Annotated in this window: 16 protein-coding genes, 2 riboswitches and 1 other annotated feature; of the genes, 13 read left to right on the forward strand and 3 right to left on the reverse strand. The window is 36.7% G+C overall.

The features are described 5' to 3' along the window. Positions 1 to 39 precede the first annotated feature (39 nt). The 6 genes from MKZ18_RS02910 to MKZ18_RS02930 all read left to right on the forward strand — a co-directional run bounded on the left by MKZ18_RS02910 (position 40) and on the right by MKZ18_RS02930 (position 4,134). Positions 40 to 483 carry a MarR family winged helix-turn-helix transcriptional regulator gene (locus tag MKZ18_RS02910; RefSeq protein WP_025908461.1) on the forward strand — a complete coding sequence of 148 codons (444 nt, stop codon included), beginning with the start codon at positions 40 to 42 and terminating at the stop codon, positions 481 to 483. Positions 484 to 491: 8 nt separating this feature from the next. Further along, a complete protein-coding gene (locus MKZ18_RS02915) occupies positions 492 to 1,049 on the forward strand; it encodes a TVP38/TMEM64 family protein (protein WP_061785576.1) in 558 nt (185 codons plus the stop codon). Positions 1,050 to 1,066: 17 nt separating this feature from the next. Beyond that, on the forward strand, positions 1,067 to 1,915 hold the full coding sequence (gene asd, locus MKZ18_RS02920; protein ID WP_061785570.1) for an archaetidylserine decarboxylase: 849 nt from the start codon (positions 1,067 to 1,069) through the stop codon (positions 1,913 to 1,915). Between the two features lie 91 nt (positions 1,916 to 2,006). Beyond that, positions 2,007 to 2,981 (forward strand): spore germination protein, encoded by a 975-nt coding sequence (locus MKZ18_RS02925; RefSeq protein ID WP_061785569.1) that lies wholly within the window; start codon positions 2,007 to 2,009, stop codon positions 2,979 to 2,981. Beyond that, positions 2,965 to 3,036 carry a hypothetical protein gene (locus MKZ18_RS21035; RefSeq protein WP_445936763.1) on the forward strand — a complete coding sequence of 24 codons (72 nt, stop codon included), beginning with the start codon at positions 2,965 to 2,967 and terminating at the stop codon, positions 3,034 to 3,036. The genes MKZ18_RS02925 and MKZ18_RS21035 overlap by 17 nt, the downstream gene beginning before the upstream one ends. A 654-nt stretch (positions 3,037 to 3,690) precedes the next feature. Then, positions 3,691 to 4,134 carry a VanZ family protein gene (locus tag MKZ18_RS02930; RefSeq protein ID WP_025908466.1) on the forward strand — a complete coding sequence of 148 codons (444 nt, stop codon included), beginning with the start codon at positions 3,691 to 3,693 and terminating at the stop codon, positions 4,132 to 4,134. A 38-nt stretch (positions 4,135 to 4,172) separates the two neighbouring features. Here the strand turns inward: MKZ18_RS02930 and thiC are convergent, their stop codons facing one another. Both thiC and MKZ18_RS02940 read right to left on the reverse strand, forming a co-directional pair. Next, positions 4,173 to 5,939, reverse strand: coding sequence for a phosphomethylpyrimidine synthase ThiC (thiC, locus tag MKZ18_RS02935; protein WP_025908467.1), 1,767 nt, complete (start codon positions 5,937 to 5,939; stop codon positions 4,173 to 4,175). A 117-nt stretch (positions 5,940 to 6,056) separates the two neighbouring features. Continuing rightward, a riboswitch (TPP riboswitch) is annotated at positions 6,057 to 6,169 on the reverse strand. Between the two features lie 54 nt (positions 6,170 to 6,223). Beyond that, the gene (locus MKZ18_RS02940; protein WP_025908468.1) at positions 6,224 to 6,511 is read right to left on the reverse strand and encodes a hypothetical protein; all 288 of its coding nucleotides are present in this window, start codon (positions 6,509 to 6,511) and stop codon (positions 6,224 to 6,226) included. A gap of 173 nt (positions 6,512 to 6,684) precedes the next feature. After that, positions 6,685 to 6,927, forward strand: a binding site (T-box leader). 105 nt (positions 6,928 to 7,032) lie between these two features. On the opposite strand from MKZ18_RS02940, the gene brnQ reads away from it, so the two are divergent. The 6 genes from brnQ to MKZ18_RS02970 all read left to right on the forward strand — a co-directional run bounded on the left by brnQ (position 7,033) and on the right by MKZ18_RS02970 (position 14,015). After that, a complete protein-coding gene (gene brnQ / locus MKZ18_RS02945) occupies positions 7,033 to 8,373 on the forward strand; it encodes a branched-chain amino acid transport system II carrier protein (RefSeq protein ID WP_025908469.1) in 1,341 nt (446 codons plus the stop codon). 149 nt (positions 8,374 to 8,522) lie between these two features. After that, entirely contained in the window at positions 8,523 to 9,347 is an 825-nt protein-coding gene (locus tag MKZ18_RS02950; RefSeq protein WP_025908470.1) for an undecaprenyl-diphosphate phosphatase, read from the forward strand. A 171-nt stretch (positions 9,348 to 9,518) separates the two neighbouring features. Then, a riboswitch (cyclic di-AMP (ydaO/yuaA leader) is annotated at positions 9,519 to 9,665 on the forward strand. A gap of 96 nt (positions 9,666 to 9,761) precedes the next feature. Then, positions 9,762 to 11,042: a cation:dicarboxylate symporter family transporter gene (locus MKZ18_RS02955; protein WP_025908471.1), complete on the forward strand. Its 1,281-nt coding sequence runs from the start codon at positions 9,762 to 9,764 to the stop codon at positions 11,040 to 11,042. Between the two features lie 236 nt (positions 11,043 to 11,278). Next, complete coding sequence (ytvI, locus tag MKZ18_RS02960) at positions 11,279 to 12,310, forward strand: sporulation integral membrane protein YtvI (protein ID WP_025908472.1); 1,032 nt, start codon at positions 11,279 to 11,281, stop codon at positions 12,308 to 12,310. A 242-nt stretch (positions 12,311 to 12,552) separates the two neighbouring features. Further along, positions 12,553 to 13,143 (forward strand): DedA family protein, encoded by a 591-nt coding sequence (locus MKZ18_RS02965; protein ID WP_035320210.1) that lies wholly within the window; start codon positions 12,553 to 12,555, stop codon positions 13,141 to 13,143. Between the two features lie 71 nt (positions 13,144 to 13,214). Further along, positions 13,215 to 14,015: an EcsC family protein gene (locus MKZ18_RS02970; RefSeq protein WP_025908473.1), complete on the forward strand. Its 801-nt coding sequence runs from the start codon at positions 13,215 to 13,217 to the stop codon at positions 14,013 to 14,015. A gap of 87 nt (positions 14,016 to 14,102) precedes the next feature. Here MKZ18_RS02970 and MKZ18_RS02975 read toward each other — a convergent pair whose 3' ends face one another. Then, entirely contained in the window at positions 14,103 to 15,551 is a 1,449-nt protein-coding gene (locus MKZ18_RS02975) for a GntP family permease (protein ID WP_061784710.1), read from the reverse strand. 319 nt (positions 15,552 to 15,870) lie between these two features. On the opposite strand from MKZ18_RS02975, the gene MKZ18_RS02980 reads away from it, so the two are divergent. Further along, on the forward strand, positions 15,871 to 17,283 hold the full coding sequence (locus MKZ18_RS02980; protein ID WP_061784709.1) for a sigma 54-interacting transcriptional regulator: 1,413 nt from the start codon (positions 15,871 to 15,873) through the stop codon (positions 17,281 to 17,283). Positions 17,284 to 17,490: the final 207 nt, after the last annotated feature.

The raw sequence follows: 17,490 nt of genomic DNA on the forward strand, positions 1-17,490 counted from the left end.
TAGTTAAACTATTTAAGTATATAAACTAGGAGTGTCTAAATGGAACAAGCTGATAATATAAAAAAAGCTATTTCTATATTTAATAAAGTAAACGATTATTTAATGAAGACGTACTTTTCTTCGCTAATTAATGATATTACGCCAAAGCAATTTAATGTGCTGAGGTCAGTTTATGATATGCAACCTGTAAACGTGCAGACGATTGCGAAAAAATATAATTTGTCAATGAGCTCTGTTAGTCAGCTTATTACTAAATTAGAAAAAGAAAGTTATTTGCATCGAGAACTTAATCCTGAAAATCGTCGGGAAATCCTTTTAACGCTTGGTCCTAAAGGGCAGGAATACTTTGATGAATATGAACGAATTGATCAATTTATTATAGAGCGCTACTATTCCCATTTATCTATGGAAGAAACACAGCAGCTAAAAGAAATTGCTAACAAGCTTTATCGAGTTGTAACAGGAGAGAACAGCGACAAATGAATGCGGATATCCAAGAAATTACGGTTCAGCTATTCGAAAGCTATGATAGTATTGCATTTATACTAAGTATTTTGTTGAATGTGCTCATTAGCATTGCTGGTGTTTTACCAAGCGTATTTTTAACAGCAGCTAATTTGGTTGTTTTTGGTTTTTGGGAAGGAATGGTTATTTCGTTTATTGGAGAATCAGTTGGAGCAGTTGTTTCGTTTTGGCTCTACCGAAAAGGTTTTCGAAAGCTAACTGCTCATAAGCGGTTGTCTTCTCCTAAAATTCAACAGCTTTTACATGCACGGGGAAAAGAAGCATTTCTACTTATTCTTTCTTTGAGACTATTACCTTTTGTCCCTTCAGGACTTGTTACATTTATTGCGGCTATTGGAAAGACTTCTTTAGGGATTTTTATTTTAGCAAGCTCAATTGGAAAGCTTCCTTCAATTCTTATTGAAGGCTATTCTGTTTACCAAGTCATGAATTGGACAAGCACTGGGAAGGTATTGGTTTCTTTCATAGGCTGCGTACTTATCATACTTGTAGTTCGAAAACTTTATACACGGTCTGCCATATGAAAGGAATGTTATAGGAAATGATTAATCAAATAGCAAAGCAAATCATTGAAATATTACCACAAAATGCGATTTCACGTGGAGTAGGGGTGTTAGGACGCTCAAGCATTAGCAGATATATCATCAAGCCATATAGCAAAATTTATAAAATTAATCTAGATGAAATGGAACAATCTTTAGACTCTTATCCTAATTTCACTGCATTTTTCACGAGAAAGCTAAAAGCAGAAGCCCGAGAAGTCGTAGCCGATCCATATACTCTTTCCAGTCCAGTAGATGGAAAAGTAGCAGAATATGGCGATATTAAGGAAGGAACTCTTATTCAAGCAAAAGGGATTGATTATCGAGTAGAGCAGCTGATTGGGTGTACGAAAGAAGAAGCTGAAAGGTTTGACGGTGGAACTTTTTTAACCATTTATTTAAGCCCTAGCGATTATCACCGCATTCATATGCCGCTTTCAGGAGCGGTCAAAAAAGCAACATATTTACCAGGACGTTTGTTCCCGGTTAATCGTATCGGAGTCGAGCATGTTCCTGGGCTATTCACAAAAAACGAGCGATTGATCACATATGTGGATACGCAAGCTGGAACAATAGCGCTTGTTAAAGTAGGCGCATTTATTGTTGGAAGTGTCCAGGTACCATACGGAAATCATACGACTAATGTAAAGAATGGAAAATATTATACGACATCTGTTAACGATACCTTTTATGAAAAAGGAGAAGAAGTGGGGTTATTTGAGTTTGGCTCAACGGTAGTCCTTTTGTTCGAAAGAGATAAGGTAAAGCTAACGAATACATTGGAACGTGGAACAAAATTAAAATATGGGGAACCGATTGGAACGTATAAGTCAGGAGATTTGGGATAAACACCAAATCTTCTTTTTATGTTTAAATTACATAATATTTCCAAATTTAGAAACACTGAAAGTCTAACTATTTAGAATTGAGGTGGATTTGATGCTGATTAAACGTTATCCCAAAAAGAAAAAACAAAAGCAAGCAAGCGTACCAAAGCAAGATCCAGCATCTATCAACATTCCGCTCAAACTAACAATTGAAGAAAATAAAAAGTATATTCAAGAGTACTTAGACTATACAAGTGATTTAGGTGAGCGCTGGTTAACTTTTAATGGTAAAAAAGCGCTTTTAATGTATTTTGTACCATTCATGGATTCGGTGAAATTAAACGAACATGTAATTAAACTAATGCTTCTTGAAAAGGAAGGAGACCCAAAAGAGGTTATTCAAATCGGTTCCGTTAACGAATCTCAAGATTTGCATGAAATCATTACGTTGCTCTGTCGCGGAGGAGCTATTTTATTTCTTGAAGATACACCCATTTTATATGTAATTGATGCTACGCTTCCTGCATCTAGGGAAGTTAGCCAAGCAATCGATGAAAAAGTTGTGCGCGGTTCTCATGAAGGGTTTGTTGAAAATCTAGATAAAAACATAAACTTAATGCGTCAGCGTTTTTTAGATGGAAGCTTAATCGTTAAATACCTTGAAGTCGGTACAATTTCGCGCACGAGAGTAGCTGTTTTATACCTTAAAGGAATTTCAAATCCAGAATACTATGAAGAAGTATTTCGACGATTAGAATCAATTGACGTGGACGCGGTGGAAAGCGGGAGTATTATTGAAGAAGCTCTTGAAAATTCACCGTTTTCACCTTTTCCACAGCCGCTTAATACAGAAAGACCGGACCGCGTGATGGGGAATTTATTAGAAGGAAGAATTGTGATTATGACAGCTGGAAACTCATCCACAATTGTTGCGCCTTCTTGCTTTTTTACATTCTATCAATCACCAGAAGATTATAATACGCGCTCTTTGTACGGCTCTTTCTTTCGATTGTTGAGGATCTTTAGTTTTTTTTGTGGCAATCAGTCTACCAGCATTATATATTGCTACGATTTCATTTCACTATGAGCTTATCCCTGTTGATCTAATTTTAACGGTGAAAAGCAATCACTCGTACCAGTAGAGACTCTTCAAACGATTTGTACATTGTTATTTGATGAAGGAAAAGGGTTAGCTCTACCTTATGCAAAATTTAATATGGAAAACATGTCTGTAGAAATAAAGGGAATTGCGTTATTTAATGGGGGGAATTTTCGGGAATAACGTTAAAAGATGAGGAAGCAAAAGCATTATTATTATCAAATAAAAAGAACAAATATATGACGATGACAGATAAGGTAAAGATGAATGGAAAAAAGACTATGCTCAAATCGATATTAAACCAGATGTAACTGTTGAAGTGATTCATCGAGGAATCATTAATTAATTACAAGAGGTTGAGACATAAGTGCTTCAAACAATGATATACCCCAACTATCACAAGTTAACTGCTTTTGATAGCTTGGGTATTTTTTTGTTGGTTCAAAAACAAATTCAAAAAACTAGCGTAAGGGAACGAACTTGTGCTTACAACCTAGCTATTATAACGAAGTAATGATTCGCCTTTGAGAAGGAATCATTTCATTGTGTCCCAGTCTCTTTTATTTTTAAAGTTTGGTATCCAGAAAAAGAGGTAACGTGATAGGATAAGGTAAGCTGAATGTTTCATAAATACATAGCATGTACAATATGATAGAAGTAAAAGCAGACGGTAAGGACAGAGAAGGTGTGGAAAAACATGACGGATAATACAAAGAAAAAAGTAAAACAAGGATTGCTTTTCTTGTTTATTATATATGGTGTGACACTTATTTACGTCACGCTCATTAAAGAAAACGAGCAAGTATATGGGCAAGCCATGAACTTAAGCTTATTTAGTACAATTAAGCTCATGTGGGCCAGTGGAAATCTTGAGCTAGCATTCGTGAACGTAATAGGGAATATTGTAATGTTTGCTCCAATTGGAATGTTTATACCGCTTTTTATGAAATCATTTGACGGATTTATTCAAGTGGTTGTCACAGGGTTCTTAATCAGTTTCACTGTTGAGATTTTACAATATGAGTTAACAGAGCGAGTTTTTGATATTGATGATATTCTGCTAAATTCAATTGGAACACTGGTCGGATGGATTTTAGTTAAGCTGCTCTTTTTCTTTAAAAGACTTATTTTAAAACGATAGACACCGAGATAAGTAGTTGCTTACCTCGGTGCTTTTTATTAAGAATAAAGTTTAGATCCTTTTTCAATAAATTCCTGTGATTTTTCTTTCATGCCTTGTTTAGCGAAATCAACGAGCTGTTTTTCATCCGCTAGTTGTCTAATATCATGAGAAATTCTCATTGAACAGAACTTAGGTCCACACATGGAACAGAAGTGAGCGGTTTTAGCACCTTCTGCTGGTAGTGTTTCATCATGGTATTCTCGAGCTCGGTCAGGATCTAACGATAAATTAAATTGGTCATGCCATCTAAACTCAAATCGAGCTTTTGAAAGTGCGTTATCACGAATTTGGGCACCTGGGTGACCTTTTGCAAGATCAGCAGCATGAGCAGCAATTTTATAGGTAATTACACCTTCGCGAACATCTTCTTTATTCGGGAGGCCTAAATGTTCTTTTGGGGTTACATAACAAAGCATTGCTGTACCAAACCACCCAATCATTGCAGCTCCAATACCAGACGTAATGTGGTCATAGCCCGGTGCTATATCAGTTGTTAGTGGTCCCAGGGTATAGAATGGTGCTTCGTGGCAAACTTCCATTTGTCGGTCAACGTTCTCTTTAATCAGATGCATTGGCACATGTCCAGGACCCTCAATCATTACTTGAACATCATGCTTCCATGCAATTGTTGTTAATTCGCCAAGCGTATCAAGCTCTGCAAATTGAGCTTCGTCGTTCGCATCAGCAATTGAACCAGGGCGCAGGCCATCTCCCAGTGAGATTGAGATATCATATTGCTTACAAATTTCGCAAATCTCTTCAAAGTGTGTATACAAAAAGTTTTCTTGGTGATGTGCTAAGCACCATTGAGCCAAAATGGAACCACCCCGTGAGACAATACCGGTTGTTCGCGTAGCAGTTAGTGGAATATAGCGCAACAGTACGCCTGCATGAATTGTAAAGTAATCAACCCCTTGTTCTGCTTGTTCAATGAGTGTATCACGATAAACCTCCCAAGATAGGTCTTCTGCTATACCATTAACTTTCTCTAAAGCTTGATAGATTGGGACAGTGCCAACAGGAACGGGTGAATTTCGAATAATCCATTCGCGCGTCTTATGAATGTCTTTACCAGTTGAAAGATCCATAATTGTATCTGCTCCCCACCTTGTAGCCCACGTCATCTTTTCAACTTCATCTTCAATTGATGAATGAACAGCAGAGTTTCCGATATTTGCATTAATTTTCACGTGAAACTTTGTTCCAATAATCATTGGTTCAACTTCTGGGTGGTTAATATTGCAGGGAATGATTGCACGCCCTGCTGCAACTTCTTCACGAATCGTTTCTGCACTCATTTGCTCACGAATTGCGATAAATTCCATTTCAGGCGTGATAATTCCTTTTTTTGCATAATGCATTTGGGTGACGTTTCTGTCATCCTTTGCTTTTTGTGGTGAATAATTAATAAGGGGAAAGCTTTTCGTTTCGTTCCGTTGATCGCCTTCTTTATAGCCGTTATCTCTTGCTTGAACGGTACGGCCAGCATAGGAAAAAGTATCGTTTCGTTCTGCAATCCATGGTTTGCGTAAAGGTGGCAGTCCTTTTTCTAAATCTACACTATAGGCTGGATCGGTGTATACGCCGCTTGTATCGTAAACGCGAACGGGGGTGTTTTGCTCTTCACCGCGGTCGTTTACAGTGGGGGAAAGGTGGATTTCGCGCATCGGTACTTGAATATCACTTCGAGTCCCTTGCACGTATACTTTTTTACTGTTTGGAAACGGCTGTTGCATTGAAATGATTACTTGTTCTTTAGACATACTTATTCCTCCATTATGCTAGTAGATTTTGAGAAAATAAGCTATACCGAACAAAAAAATCGGGCTCTATGTAAGAGCCCGATGGAATAGACAAAAAAGAAAACAGCATAAAACACCGTTCTTTCAAGACTACTTCCCTACGTTGGTATAACCCAAATCAGGTTCAGAGGGTTAAAGAGCACAATAACTCTTCTCTCAGTCTGTGTAATCAGACACCCCTAGTAGAAAATCATTTAATTGACGACTTCATTCTACCATCATTAGGGAAAAATGCAAGCGGTTATTTATCTTTTTGCTGCTTCAAATGCAATAACAATAGCGGTAATAATATGCATAACCATTCCCACAACTGGGATTACGCCGACAAATGATGTCACCATCCCCAAAATATTTCCGTAAGCTGAACGACCTTCTTTATGAGATAAAAATAGAGCAATTGCATGCAGGAAAAAAGCAAATACTAAAGGTCCCCATGAAAAGCTTATGATGAATGCACCACCAATTAGAGGAATACCTAAAAATGCTTCATACCCAGCCGTTAGCCATTTCATAACACGTACATTTCCGCTCATGTATAAGAGCCTCCTATTAAGTAATATAGTAGTATATACGAACGAATTAGCTAGAAGTTTCATTTTATAGACTGACTATTAATGGGAAAAAATATAATTGATAAAATATTTTAATTTTTGTATACAAATCTTAAAAGTTTTGTTAGAATATTTTTATTCAATTAAAACACCTTATAAATTCGTTGAAGAGAACGAGTAGGTTATGAAAACTGTTCCCCAGAGAGCTAACGTTTGCTGAAAGTTAGCGTACAGTTCCTAGCTGAAAATCATCTCTGAGAAAATATGCTGAAGCCTTATAGTAAGTATATTCGGACGTCCACCGTTAGAAGGAACACGTATGAACACGTACGTTGGCGAGTGCTGCTGTTTTTAGCAGAACGAGGGTGGTAACGCGAGAATTATATCTCGTCCCTTTTTAGGGACGGTATTTTTTTGTGTATAAAAAGGAGTGATTCGAGTGGAAAGTGATATTGACATTAGACAGAAAAATCAGAAATACAAACAATCTAGGAGGAACTCACATGAATGCTTTATCAAGAAAAGATACACTGTTTATTAGTTTAATGCTATTCTCATTATTTTTTGGAGCAGGAAACTTAATTTTCCCTCCATTTTTAGGACAGTCTGCTGGAAGTGAATTGTGGCCAGCTGTTACAGGCTTCATTTTATCGGCTGTGGGGCTACCAATCCTGGGTGTCATTGCTGTAGCAAAATCAAATGGTCTTCATTCATTAGCAAACCGAGTCCACCCAGTTTTCGCCGTTGTATTTACGGTCATGATTTACTTAGCAATTGGACCTTTTTTAGGAATCCCACGAGCAGGAAGCTTAGCATTTGAAATGGGCGTACAGCCTTTTTTACCTGAAGGAGTAAATGTAAAAGCCGCGCTGTTTGGATATACGTTTTGTTATTTTGCACTTGCTTACTGGTTAGCTTTAAAGCCTTCAAAGCTTGTTGACCGCTTTGGAAAAGTATTAACGCCAGTTTTATTAGTTCTTATTTCACTTATTTTTATTCGTGCCCTTTCTTATCCTTTTGAGCCGGCTGGTCAACCTGCAGGTAATTATGTCACAAAAGCATTCGCTACTGGATTTACCGATGGTTATGCGACCATGGATACAATCGCTGCGCTAAACTTTGGAATTGTCATTGCAATGGCTTTGAAGCAAAAAGGAATGACTAGTGCGAAAAGTATTATGTCATCATCCATTCGTGCAGGAGTAATTGCAGGAACGTTGCTAGCTATTATTTATCTTATGCTGGCATATTTAGGATCTGTTAGTCATGCCAATGCAGCAAATGGAGCAATAACGTTAACGAACATTGTATTTACGCTTTTTGGACCGTTCGGAGCTGTTCTATTAGGAGTTGTATTTACGCTAGCGTGTTTAACAACTTCTGTTGGATTATTAACCTCATGCAGTCAGTATTTTGAGCAATTAGTACCGAAAGTATCATATAAGGTTTGGGTTAGTACAATTGCCGTATTTAGTTTACTTGTTGCAAACTTAGGATTAACCATGATTCTAAAAATTTCAGTTCCAGTTTTAACAGCTATTTACCCTGTTGCTATTATGCTAATTGTTCTATCATTAACGAATTCTTTAATCAAAGGAAAGCAAGGTGTATATGCTTTATCTATTTTATTCGTTGGAATTGTAAGCGTAACGGACGCTTGTCTTCAGTCAGGGTTAAACTTAGGTGCTTGGGGGGAACTTGTAAAGACTTTGCCATTGTATAACACAGGATTTGGTTGGTTAGTACCAGCAATCGCTGGGGCTATGGGCGGTTATCTTCTTAGCTTATATAATCTAAAAGGTAAAGTAGTTCACTCAAAACAAGTTAAATCATATAGTAAATAAGATTGTCCATAAAAAAAGCCCAGTTTGGGCTTTTTTTGTTCTTCAAATAAAGATTGTGTTTTTATCAGCAAACAATTATGATAAAAAGCGAATATTCACGTTTGCTATGAAGATGAAAAAATTATGTAATCTTGAAAGGTAGAGTAAAAATGTGGGAAATTATTGTTGCGATTATTTTAGGAATTGTAGAAGGTCTAACTGAATTTGCGCCTGTATCATCGACCGGACACATGATTATTGTAGATGATTTATGGCTGAATTCAAAAGAACTATTTTCACCAGAGGTTGCTAATACATTTAAGATTGTCATTCAATTAGGCTCGATCCTAGCCGTTGTTGTTTTGTTTAGAAATCGTTTTATTAATCTATTAGGGTTAAATCGTAAAAATGAGAAATATGAACAGGTAACAAATCGATTAAAACTTTCTCAAGTTATCGTTGGTTTGCTTCCGGCAGCTGTATTAGGATTCTTATTTGAAGATTTTATTGACAAGCATTTGTTCTCGTTGAACACGGTGTTAGTCAGCTTAATTGCAGGAGCAATTTTAATGATTATTGCAGACCGCTTTGCTTCAAGAATTCCAAAAACAGAAACGGTAGATCAAATGACCTATCGTCAAGCCATTGGTGTTGGATTGTTTCAATGTATCGCTCTATGGCCAGGATTTTCGCGTTCTGGTGCTACGATTTCAGGTGGGGTACTTTTGGGTATGAGCCACCGAGCAGCTTCTGACTTTACTTTTATTATGGCTGTTCCTATTATGGCAGGAGCTAGTGGGTTATCATTAATCAAAAATTGGCAGTATTTCACAATTGATGCATTACCTTTTTTCATTGCTGGTTTTATTAGTGCTTTCATTGTAGCGCTTGTTTCCATTCGCTTTTTCTTAAAATTAATTAATCGAATAAAATTGGTACCTTTTGCTATTTATCGTATTGTATTAGCAGTTGCTATTTATCTTGTATTCTTTTAAGAATGCTAAAACAGCCTTGGTTACATTTAGAGCCAAGGCTGTTTTATATTTTGGCATTTATATAGTTAAAAAGTTTTGAGTCATAAAAATAAATTGACAAGCTTTCGAAAAACAGATAAATTATTCTTATTGAATAAAATATTAATTCTGTATAATATTTCAGAAAAATAATTTAATAAGAAGCTTAGTCTACATTAGAGCGGGGGAACCACAAATTTGGTATATCATATGCCTTGGGGTGAATCTTTCCTGAGTGAAAGTAGGGTACTCTCAAACCCGAATCCGACAGTTAACCTCGTCTGCTTATTGAGAGAAAGAACATTGTCTTTTTGTCGACCATTCTTTCTTTTAGAATGGTCTTTTTTAAATTTTCAGAAAAAATAAAATCGCTTTACAACAGAGAGGAGAGCACATATGAAAAAATTGCGGTTTGGCATGGCAACACAAATTTTTGTTGGTTTAATTTTAGGTATTCTAGTTGGTGTTATTTGGTTTAATGATCCAAGAGTAGCAACGTATTTACAGCCGCTGGGCGACTTATTCTTACGCCTGATTAAAATGATTGTTATTCCAATTGTTATCTCAAGCTTAATTGTTGGTATTGCGGGCGCTGGTAACGGCAAGCAAGTAGGCCGATTAGGTGCTAAGACTATCATTTACTTTGAAGTCATCACAACGTTTGCAATCATTATAGGTGTTTTATTGGCTAATGCTTTCCAACCAGGTGTAGGAGTGGACATTGAATCTGCACAAAAGACTGATATTAACCAGTACGTAGAGACAAGTGAAGAACAAAGTGAGAAATCCGTTGCAGAAACGTTCCTTCATATTGTTCCAACGAACTTCTTCCAATCATTAGTGGAAGGTGACATGTTAGCCATCATCTTTTTCTCCGTGTTATTTGGATTAGGTGTAGCAGCTATTGGGGATCGTGGAAAGCCTGTTTTACAATTTTTTGACGGCGTTTCTCATGCGATGTTCCATGTTGTTAACATGGTGATGAAAGTTGCTCCTATCGGGGTCTTTGCTCTCATTGGTGTAACTGTTTCTAAGTTTGGTTTAGAATCATTAATGTCTCTAGCGAAACTTGTTATTCTAGTTCACGCTGGTTTACTGTTCTTCTTAATTGTGGTTTTAGGAGCGGTTGCGAAATGGGCTGGTGTAAATATCTTTACATTAATGCGTTATTTAAAAGATGAATTGCTGTTAGCATATAGCACATCAAGTTCAGAAACGGTATTACCGCGTATTATGGGCAAATTAGAAAAAATGGGATGTCCAAAAGCTATTGTATCGTTTGTTATCCCAATTGGTTATACGTTTAACTTAGATGGATCTGTGCTGTATCAAGCAATTGCCGCTATTTTCTTGGCACAGGTTTATGGAATTGACTTAACCATTGTCGAACAGCTAACGCTAATCCTAGTGCTTATGATTACTTCAAAAGGGATGGCAGCCGTTCCAGGAACATCATTTGTTGTATTATTAGCAACGTTGGGTACGATTGGAATTCCAGCCGAAGGTCTTGCATTCATTGCCGGTGTGGACCGAATTATGGATATGGCTCGTACAGTTGTAAACTTAATGGGTAACACAATTGCAGGAATTGTTATGTCTAAGTCTGAAGGCAAGTACAATCCTATAAAAGCTAATGAAGTGATGAAACAGTCGAGAGAGGCAAAAGCAGCTAGCTAATGTATCTTCTAATCTCGTAACAATGCTTAATGCATAAGGCTACTTACCGGTTCTATTTTTATGAACAGGTAAGTAGCTTTTTTGATAATTTTTTGATTAGTTCTTTATTAATAAAGAAATTAAACCTATAATTATAGTAGGTAACAACAGATATGTTTTTAAATAAACAAGCTGAGCGTGCTCTAGTATGTGGCATGTGAGTGAATTTAGGAAGAAAGCGTGGGAGGCATTTACATATGTGGAAGAAGCGCATAGCAATTATTGTATCGATTATTGCAGCTTGTTTTTTAATTCCTTATAGCTTACCAATTGTCTTTGCATTATTAACAGCAATTGTTCTAGAAGGTCTTATTCAAAAGTTGCAGCATTCTTTGAAGTTTAGTCGAATCTATGCTGTATTAGTAGCGTTTTTATTATATGTTGTATCCATAACATTAATTGGTTTCTTTATTATTCGTACAATTGTAACGCAAGTAGTGGCTCTCTCAAAAGTTACGCCTTCTTTTGTAAAAGAGCTTTATGAAACAACAATTTATCCTAACATTATTAAGTGGAAGTATTATTCAAACGCTCTTCCTACAGAAGTCATTTCATCCATTGAAAACGCAATCGAAAGCACCATTAATTCATTGGATACACTATTAAAAGGAACCGTTGAGTTAATTATTAGCTTTGCTGCAACCGTTCCAGGCTTCCTGCTAGAATTTCTGATTTATTTAGTTGCTTTAGTATTCATTAGCTTAGAGCTACCGAACATAAAAGAAAAAGTAAAATCGTTTTTAACAGATGAAACGAAATATAAAACAAAGATTGTTATTACGCAATTAATGCAAGCAGGTGTTGGCTTCATTAAAGCTCAGATTGTATTGAGTCTTTTAACATTTGTGATGGCTTATGTTGGGCTATGGCTATTAAATGTTCCGTACACGGCTTTATTGAGTCTTTTAATCGTTATCGTTGATATTCTACCAATTCTAGGAACAGGTTCCGTTCTAGTTCCATGGGGAATATTTGCTTTAACTCAAGGTCAAGACTCGTTGGCAATTGGTCTATTTATTTTATTTGGGGTGATTACCGTCGTTCGAAGAGTTGTAGAACCAAAAGTTTTTTCAACAAACATGGGGATTTCTCCTTTAGCTGCGTTAATTAGCCTGTATATTGGATTTAAATTGCTAGGGTTTGTGGGGCTGTTTTTAGGTCCAGCTCTTGTCATCTTATATGATGCGCTTCGAAAAGTTGGCGTCATCCAAATTAACTTTAAAATTTAGGAGACTGAGACATAAGTAGTTCAGTCCTTACTATACCTGAACGATTGAGAGTTCATAACTTTTAATCGTTCAGGTTTTTTGTTGGGATTTTTTACAGAACGACTCGTTAATTCGTTAGATTGACAGCATTCGTTCTTTTTTTACTTTTCAATTAAAGGGGATTAATATACAATTATGACTTGTGAAGCTTTAAAATATCACGTTTTGTTATAGAGCAGTAAGTTAACTAAGGAGGAAGTCGTTTGTTAGAAACAATTGTTTTATCACTAGTAGAAGCGCTTAAGCAACTTTCGTATTTCGGCGTTATCTTAGCGCTAACGTTTGAATTTGTCCCAGCAGAGCTAGTCTTACCACTCGTAGGATATTGGGTATATCAAGGTGACATGAACCTTTATTTAGCTATTTTAGCGGGAACAGTTGGAGGCGTGTTTGGACCATTAACACTTTATGCTCTTGGTCGCTATGGTGGGCGTCCACTTGTCTTAAAATATGGAAAGTATTTTCTAGTAAAAGAAAAGGAAATCGATGCAGCAGATCGATTTTTTAATAAATATGGGGCAGGAGTAGCCTTTTTTGGTCGCTTTATTCCTGGAGTACGTACAGCCATCTCGCTTCCTTGCGGAATGGCAAAAATGAACGTTTGGCAATTTTCCATTTACACGTTTGTAGCGATGTTACCAATTACTGCCCTTTACGTATATCTGGGTTATAAGTTAGGCCCACAATGGGAAGATGTTGGACCTATTGTATCTCAATATATGCAGCCGATTGGAATTGGACTATTAGTTATCATTGTTATTTTCTTTACGTTTAAATATGTGAAAAAGAAATAAAAAGCATAAGGGAAAAGAGAGCGCCCAGCAAATAAGTTGTCTGGGCGCTTTATGTAGAAAGGGGAAAGCATGTGGAAACGACTGAACAGCTGGCTAAAGAATTAAAGAAGATTGAAAAGTGGGAAAAAAGTCAAAAGGGACTATTCTTTTGGGAAAAGCTGCTTCGCTTACCTTTTGCAGCGCTTGATAAAGTCACGCCTAGGTTTATCCACGAAAAAATAGAAAAGCTTCTTGACGAGGTTGCTAAGTACATTGATAACGGAGGCCAATATTTAGCTAATACTTCCGCTACGTTAGAAAAAGCATCTAAACGTTTAAAAGAAAAAGATTTAACATTAACGGATATTCAGCAGTTATCTATTCAAGAAATGGATGAGTTAGCAAATGCCTTTGTGGAGGCACGTCAAAAAAATGCTAAAATTCAAGGTGCTACGACTGGAATTGGTGGTATCTTCACGCTGGCTATTGATGTACCGTTTGTACTAGGGCTAACTTTAAAAACGCTACAAGAAGTAGCTGTTTCCTATGGATACGACCCGACAAAACAAGAAGAGCGTGTGTTTATGGTAAAGTGCATGCAGTTCTTATCCTCTGACATTGTAGGTAAGCGAGCAATTTTAGAAGAGCTATCAGAAGGGAAGCGAGAACAAAGCTTATCGCAGCTTCAAGGTTGGAGAGAGGTATTTACGACTTATCGAGATAACTGGGGATGGAAAAAACTTTTTCAAATGATTCCTATAGCAGGTATGATCTTCGGTGCTTATGTAAATAAGCAGGCGATTGGAGACATTGGAGAAATAGGGACGATGCTTTATCGTAAACGCCGCATCTTAGAACGATTAGAACAAGAAAAGAATTTACAAGAGTCATAATAAGACATTTCCTGCGAAATAACATTATTTCTAGGGAAATATGTCGATAAAAAAGCATCCTTGCTACTAAGAAGGATGCTTTTTACCTTAAACAATACCGAAGAAAGTGTAAAGTGCAATGATGACAAAAACCGCTAGCGTTTTAATGATCGTAATTGCAAAAATATCTCGATATGCTTGACGGTGAGTCAAACCTGTTACTGCAAGAAGCGTAATAACAGCACCGTTATGTGGAAGTGTATCCATACCGCCTGATGCCATCGAAATAACGCGGTGCATTACTTCAGGTGGTATATTAAACTGATTAATTGCCGCTAAATACTTTTCTGACATAGCGCTTAATGCAATTCCCATACCGCCTGATGCAGAACCAGTTATACCAGCCAATGTTGTTGTAGTCACAGCACCGTTAACAAGTGGATTTGTAAATGTCTCGGAAATTCCTTTACTAATAACACCAAAGCCTGGAAGAGCAGCAATAACGCCTCCAAAACCATATTCAGCACCCGTGTTCATAGAAGCTAACAATGCCCCGCTGATACTGGTGTTAAGACCTGCTTGAAAGTTTACTTTTATCTTTTTCCAATCATACAGTAGTGTCGCAATAATCCCTACTACTAGAGCCATTTGAACTGACCAAATAGCAAGTACAGATGAAAGCTCAACTTTTCCAAAGGAGTCAAGACCAATGGCAGTAAAATCAAAGCCATTTGGATACCAAACAGGCAAAGCCATTGTAAATACTTTATTCATAACACCTACTAAAATGAGTGGTACAAACGCTAAGATTTGACGAGGCAAGGCTGGTTTTTCACTTTTCGTACTTGTTTCTTCTTCTCCCATTGTTACATCATTTTCTAGCTTCTCAGCTGCAGCTGCGGTTTCGTTGTCAAAGCCGTAGTACCCTTCACCAGCAGCTTCTGCTTTTTTACGACGAGCTTCTAAATACTTCATCCCTACAAGTAAGACGAAAATGGCTCCAATAATACCGAGCATCGGTGCAGCATAAATATCAGTTTTGAAGAAAGTAGTTGGAATAACGTTTTGAATCTGTGGAGTACCTGGTAAAGCATCCATTGTAAACGTAAAGGCACCTAATGCAATCGTTCCTGGAATAAGCCTTTTAGGAATATTGGCTTCTCGAAATAGATTCGCTGCAAACGGATAGATAGCAAAAACAACAACAAATAAGCTAACTCCACTATAAGTTAGAATCGCTCCCATGATGACAATAGCTAAAATTGCACGCTTTGCACCAACAACTTGTACAATTGTTTTAGCAATCGTTTCAGCCAACCCTGACATTTCAACGACTTTACCAAAAATAGCCCCTAGTAAGAAAACGGGAAAATAAAGCTTGATAAATCCTACCATCTTTTCCATAAAAATATTTGAAAAGAAAGGTAATACATAGCTTGGCTCAGTTAGCACAACAGCAAAAAGTGCACAGATCGGTGCAAATAAAATAACTGAAAATCCGCGATATGCGACAAACATTAAAAGACTAAGTGATAAAAGGATAATAACTAGTTCCATTTCAAATCCCCCCTATAGCGTTCTTTATTTTATTAAATCGATATAATCCTCCTTTTATTTTTTAAAAAAATGTAAGCGTTTACTTGATGAAATATATTTGCAAGATTTGTGCCAACTTCTAAAAATCAGACAATAATAAACAAAGTCTGGATATTTGAATAGAAATATAGAGAAGTATAATTTTCATTTCCGAAAAACCGGAATATGAGAGATGTTTACTTCCGCAAATCCGGAAAAAATCCGTTTTTCCGGAATGAAAACAATTGTACAAGGAGAATTTGGTATAATAGATAGTAGAAGCGTGTACATAGGAGGAGCGATGGTGGCTAATAAAAATCGAATTCCTGATAAATGGTTTGAAGAGATTTTAAATGTAGCAACAGAATGGATCGTTGTAGTAAATGTTCAGGGTGAAATCCTTTATATAAATAAAGCTTACTGTGAGTTTTTACATACGACTGTTGAACAAGCAATTGGACGCTCTGTTCAAGAAGTGATTGAAAACTCAAGAATGCATATTGTGACTCAAACAGGCCAAGCAGAAGTAGCTAGCATTCATTTTATTAAAGGGAATGAGATGATTGCAAATAGATATCCTTTATATGTAGACAATGAATTAGTTGGAGCTGTGGGAACGGTAATGTTTCGGAATGCTAAAGATTGGCTAGCTTATTCTGAAAAAATACAGCCTCTATTAGAAGAATTAAATTATTATAAGAAAAAACTTGAGCACGAATCGGAAAGTAAATATAGTTTTCAAGATCTTATTGGAGACAATGAAAGGTTTCTCTTGGCTAAACAGTTAGCTGAAAGAGTGGCCAACAGTAAATCTGCTGTTTTGTTATTAGGAGAATCTGGGACTGGGAAAGAATTATTTGCTCACGCAATTCACCAAGCGAGTTCGCGGTGCTTCTTTCCGCTTGTTCGAGTCAACTGTGCATCTATTCCTCAGCAACTTTTAGAATCTGAACTGTTTGGGTATGAAGAAGGTGCGTTTACAGGTGCTCGTAGAGGAGGGAAAAAAGGAAAATTTGAGCTAGCTCATAGAGGTACAATCTTTTTAGATGAAGTAGGTGATATGCCTCTTCAAATGCAAAGCAAGCTGCTGCGTGTGGTACAAGAGAAAGAGCTAGAACGAGTTGGGGGGCAAAAAACCATCGATATTGATGTGCGAATTATTGCCGCTACCCATCGAAATTTAGAAGAAATGGTGGAAAAGGGTGAGTTTCGAAAAGATTTATATTATCGCTTGAATGTTATTAAAGTTGATATCCCACCTCTTCGCGAGCGAAAAGAAGATTTACCTGAAATTGCTTATGTGCTGTTAAAAAAACTAGAGCGGCACTTTCATCGCCCTGATCTCAAATTATCAAACGAGGTGTTACAGCAGTTACAAAAGCATTCGTGGCCTGGCAATATACGTGAATTAGAAAATGTATTGGAGAGAGCTGTTAATATTTTAGATGGTCAAACTATTCTCTTATCTCATTTACCTTTATACCTTCAAGACCTTGAAGGAGGCAATCAAGGTATAAAAAAAGAAAGCAAAGGCTTAGTGATGACAGAAAAGGATGAGGTCCCATCATTAAAGGACGTGGTGGCACAAGCCGAAAAAGAAGCAATCGTAAAAGCTTTAAAAAGTACGAATGGAAACAAACAGCAAGCAGCTAAGCTCTTAGAAATTGGTAAAACAAGCTTTTATGATAAATGTAAGCGATATGGAATTGATTAAAAGCATGATGCGCATAAATCATGCTTGTTTTGTTTAAAGCAAAAAAGTACTTTTATTTCGTTAGTTATTTACCATTGAGAGAAAGTAGTTTTACACATAAAAAATTTGCGGTATTTGTATCCAAATCAATCAATTCAATCACCTATTATTCAATGGCACGAAAATGAAAGTGCAGAAAATGCCTCACTCTATTTAATTAACACATTA

The sequence above is a fragment of the Priestia sp. FSL W8-0001 genome, from assembly GCF_038050335.1.
Taxonomy (GTDB): domain Bacteria; phylum Bacillota; class Bacilli; order Bacillales; family Bacillaceae_H; genus Priestia; species Priestia flexa.

What these genes read in the sequence shown, in the direction of transcription:
- MKZ18_RS02910 (WP_025908461.1), top strand. Translation starts at nt 40, where the DNA reads ATGGAACAAGCTGATAATATAAAAAAAGCTATTTCTATATTTAATAAA.
- asd (WP_061785570.1), top strand. Translation starts at nt 1,067, where the DNA reads ATGATTAATCAAATAGCAAAGCAAATCATTGAAATATTACCACAAAAT.
- MKZ18_RS02925 (WP_061785569.1), top strand. Translation starts at nt 2,007, where the DNA reads ATGCTGATTAAACGTTATCCCAAAAAGAAAAAACAAAAGCAAGCAAGC.
- MKZ18_RS02930 (WP_025908466.1), top strand. Translation starts at nt 3,691, where the DNA reads ATGACGGATAATACAAAGAAAAAAGTAAAACAAGGATTGCTTTTCTTG.
- thiC (WP_025908467.1), bottom strand. Translation starts at nt 5,939, where the DNA reads ATGTCTAAAGAACAAGTAATCATTTCAATGCAACAGCCGTTTCCAAAC.
- MKZ18_RS02940 (WP_025908468.1), bottom strand. Translation starts at nt 6,511, where the DNA reads ATGAGCGGAAATGTACGTGTTATGAAATGGCTAACGGCTGGGTATGAA.
- brnQ (WP_025908469.1), top strand. Translation starts at nt 7,033, where the DNA reads ATGAATGCTTTATCAAGAAAAGATACACTGTTTATTAGTTTAATGCTA.
- MKZ18_RS02950 (WP_025908470.1), top strand. Translation starts at nt 8,523, where the DNA reads ATGTGGGAAATTATTGTTGCGATTATTTTAGGAATTGTAGAAGGTCTA.
- MKZ18_RS02955 (WP_025908471.1), top strand. Translation starts at nt 9,762, where the DNA reads ATGAAAAAATTGCGGTTTGGCATGGCAACACAAATTTTTGTTGGTTTA.
- ytvI (WP_025908472.1), top strand. Translation starts at nt 11,279, where the DNA reads ATGTGGAAGAAGCGCATAGCAATTATTGTATCGATTATTGCAGCTTGT.
- MKZ18_RS02975 (WP_061784710.1), bottom strand. Translation starts at nt 15,551, where the DNA reads ATGGAACTAGTTATTATCCTTTTATCACTTAGTCTTTTAATGTTTGTC.
- MKZ18_RS02980 (WP_061784709.1), top strand. Translation starts at nt 15,871, where the DNA reads ATGGTGGCTAATAAAAATCGAATTCCTGATAAATGGTTTGAAGAGATT.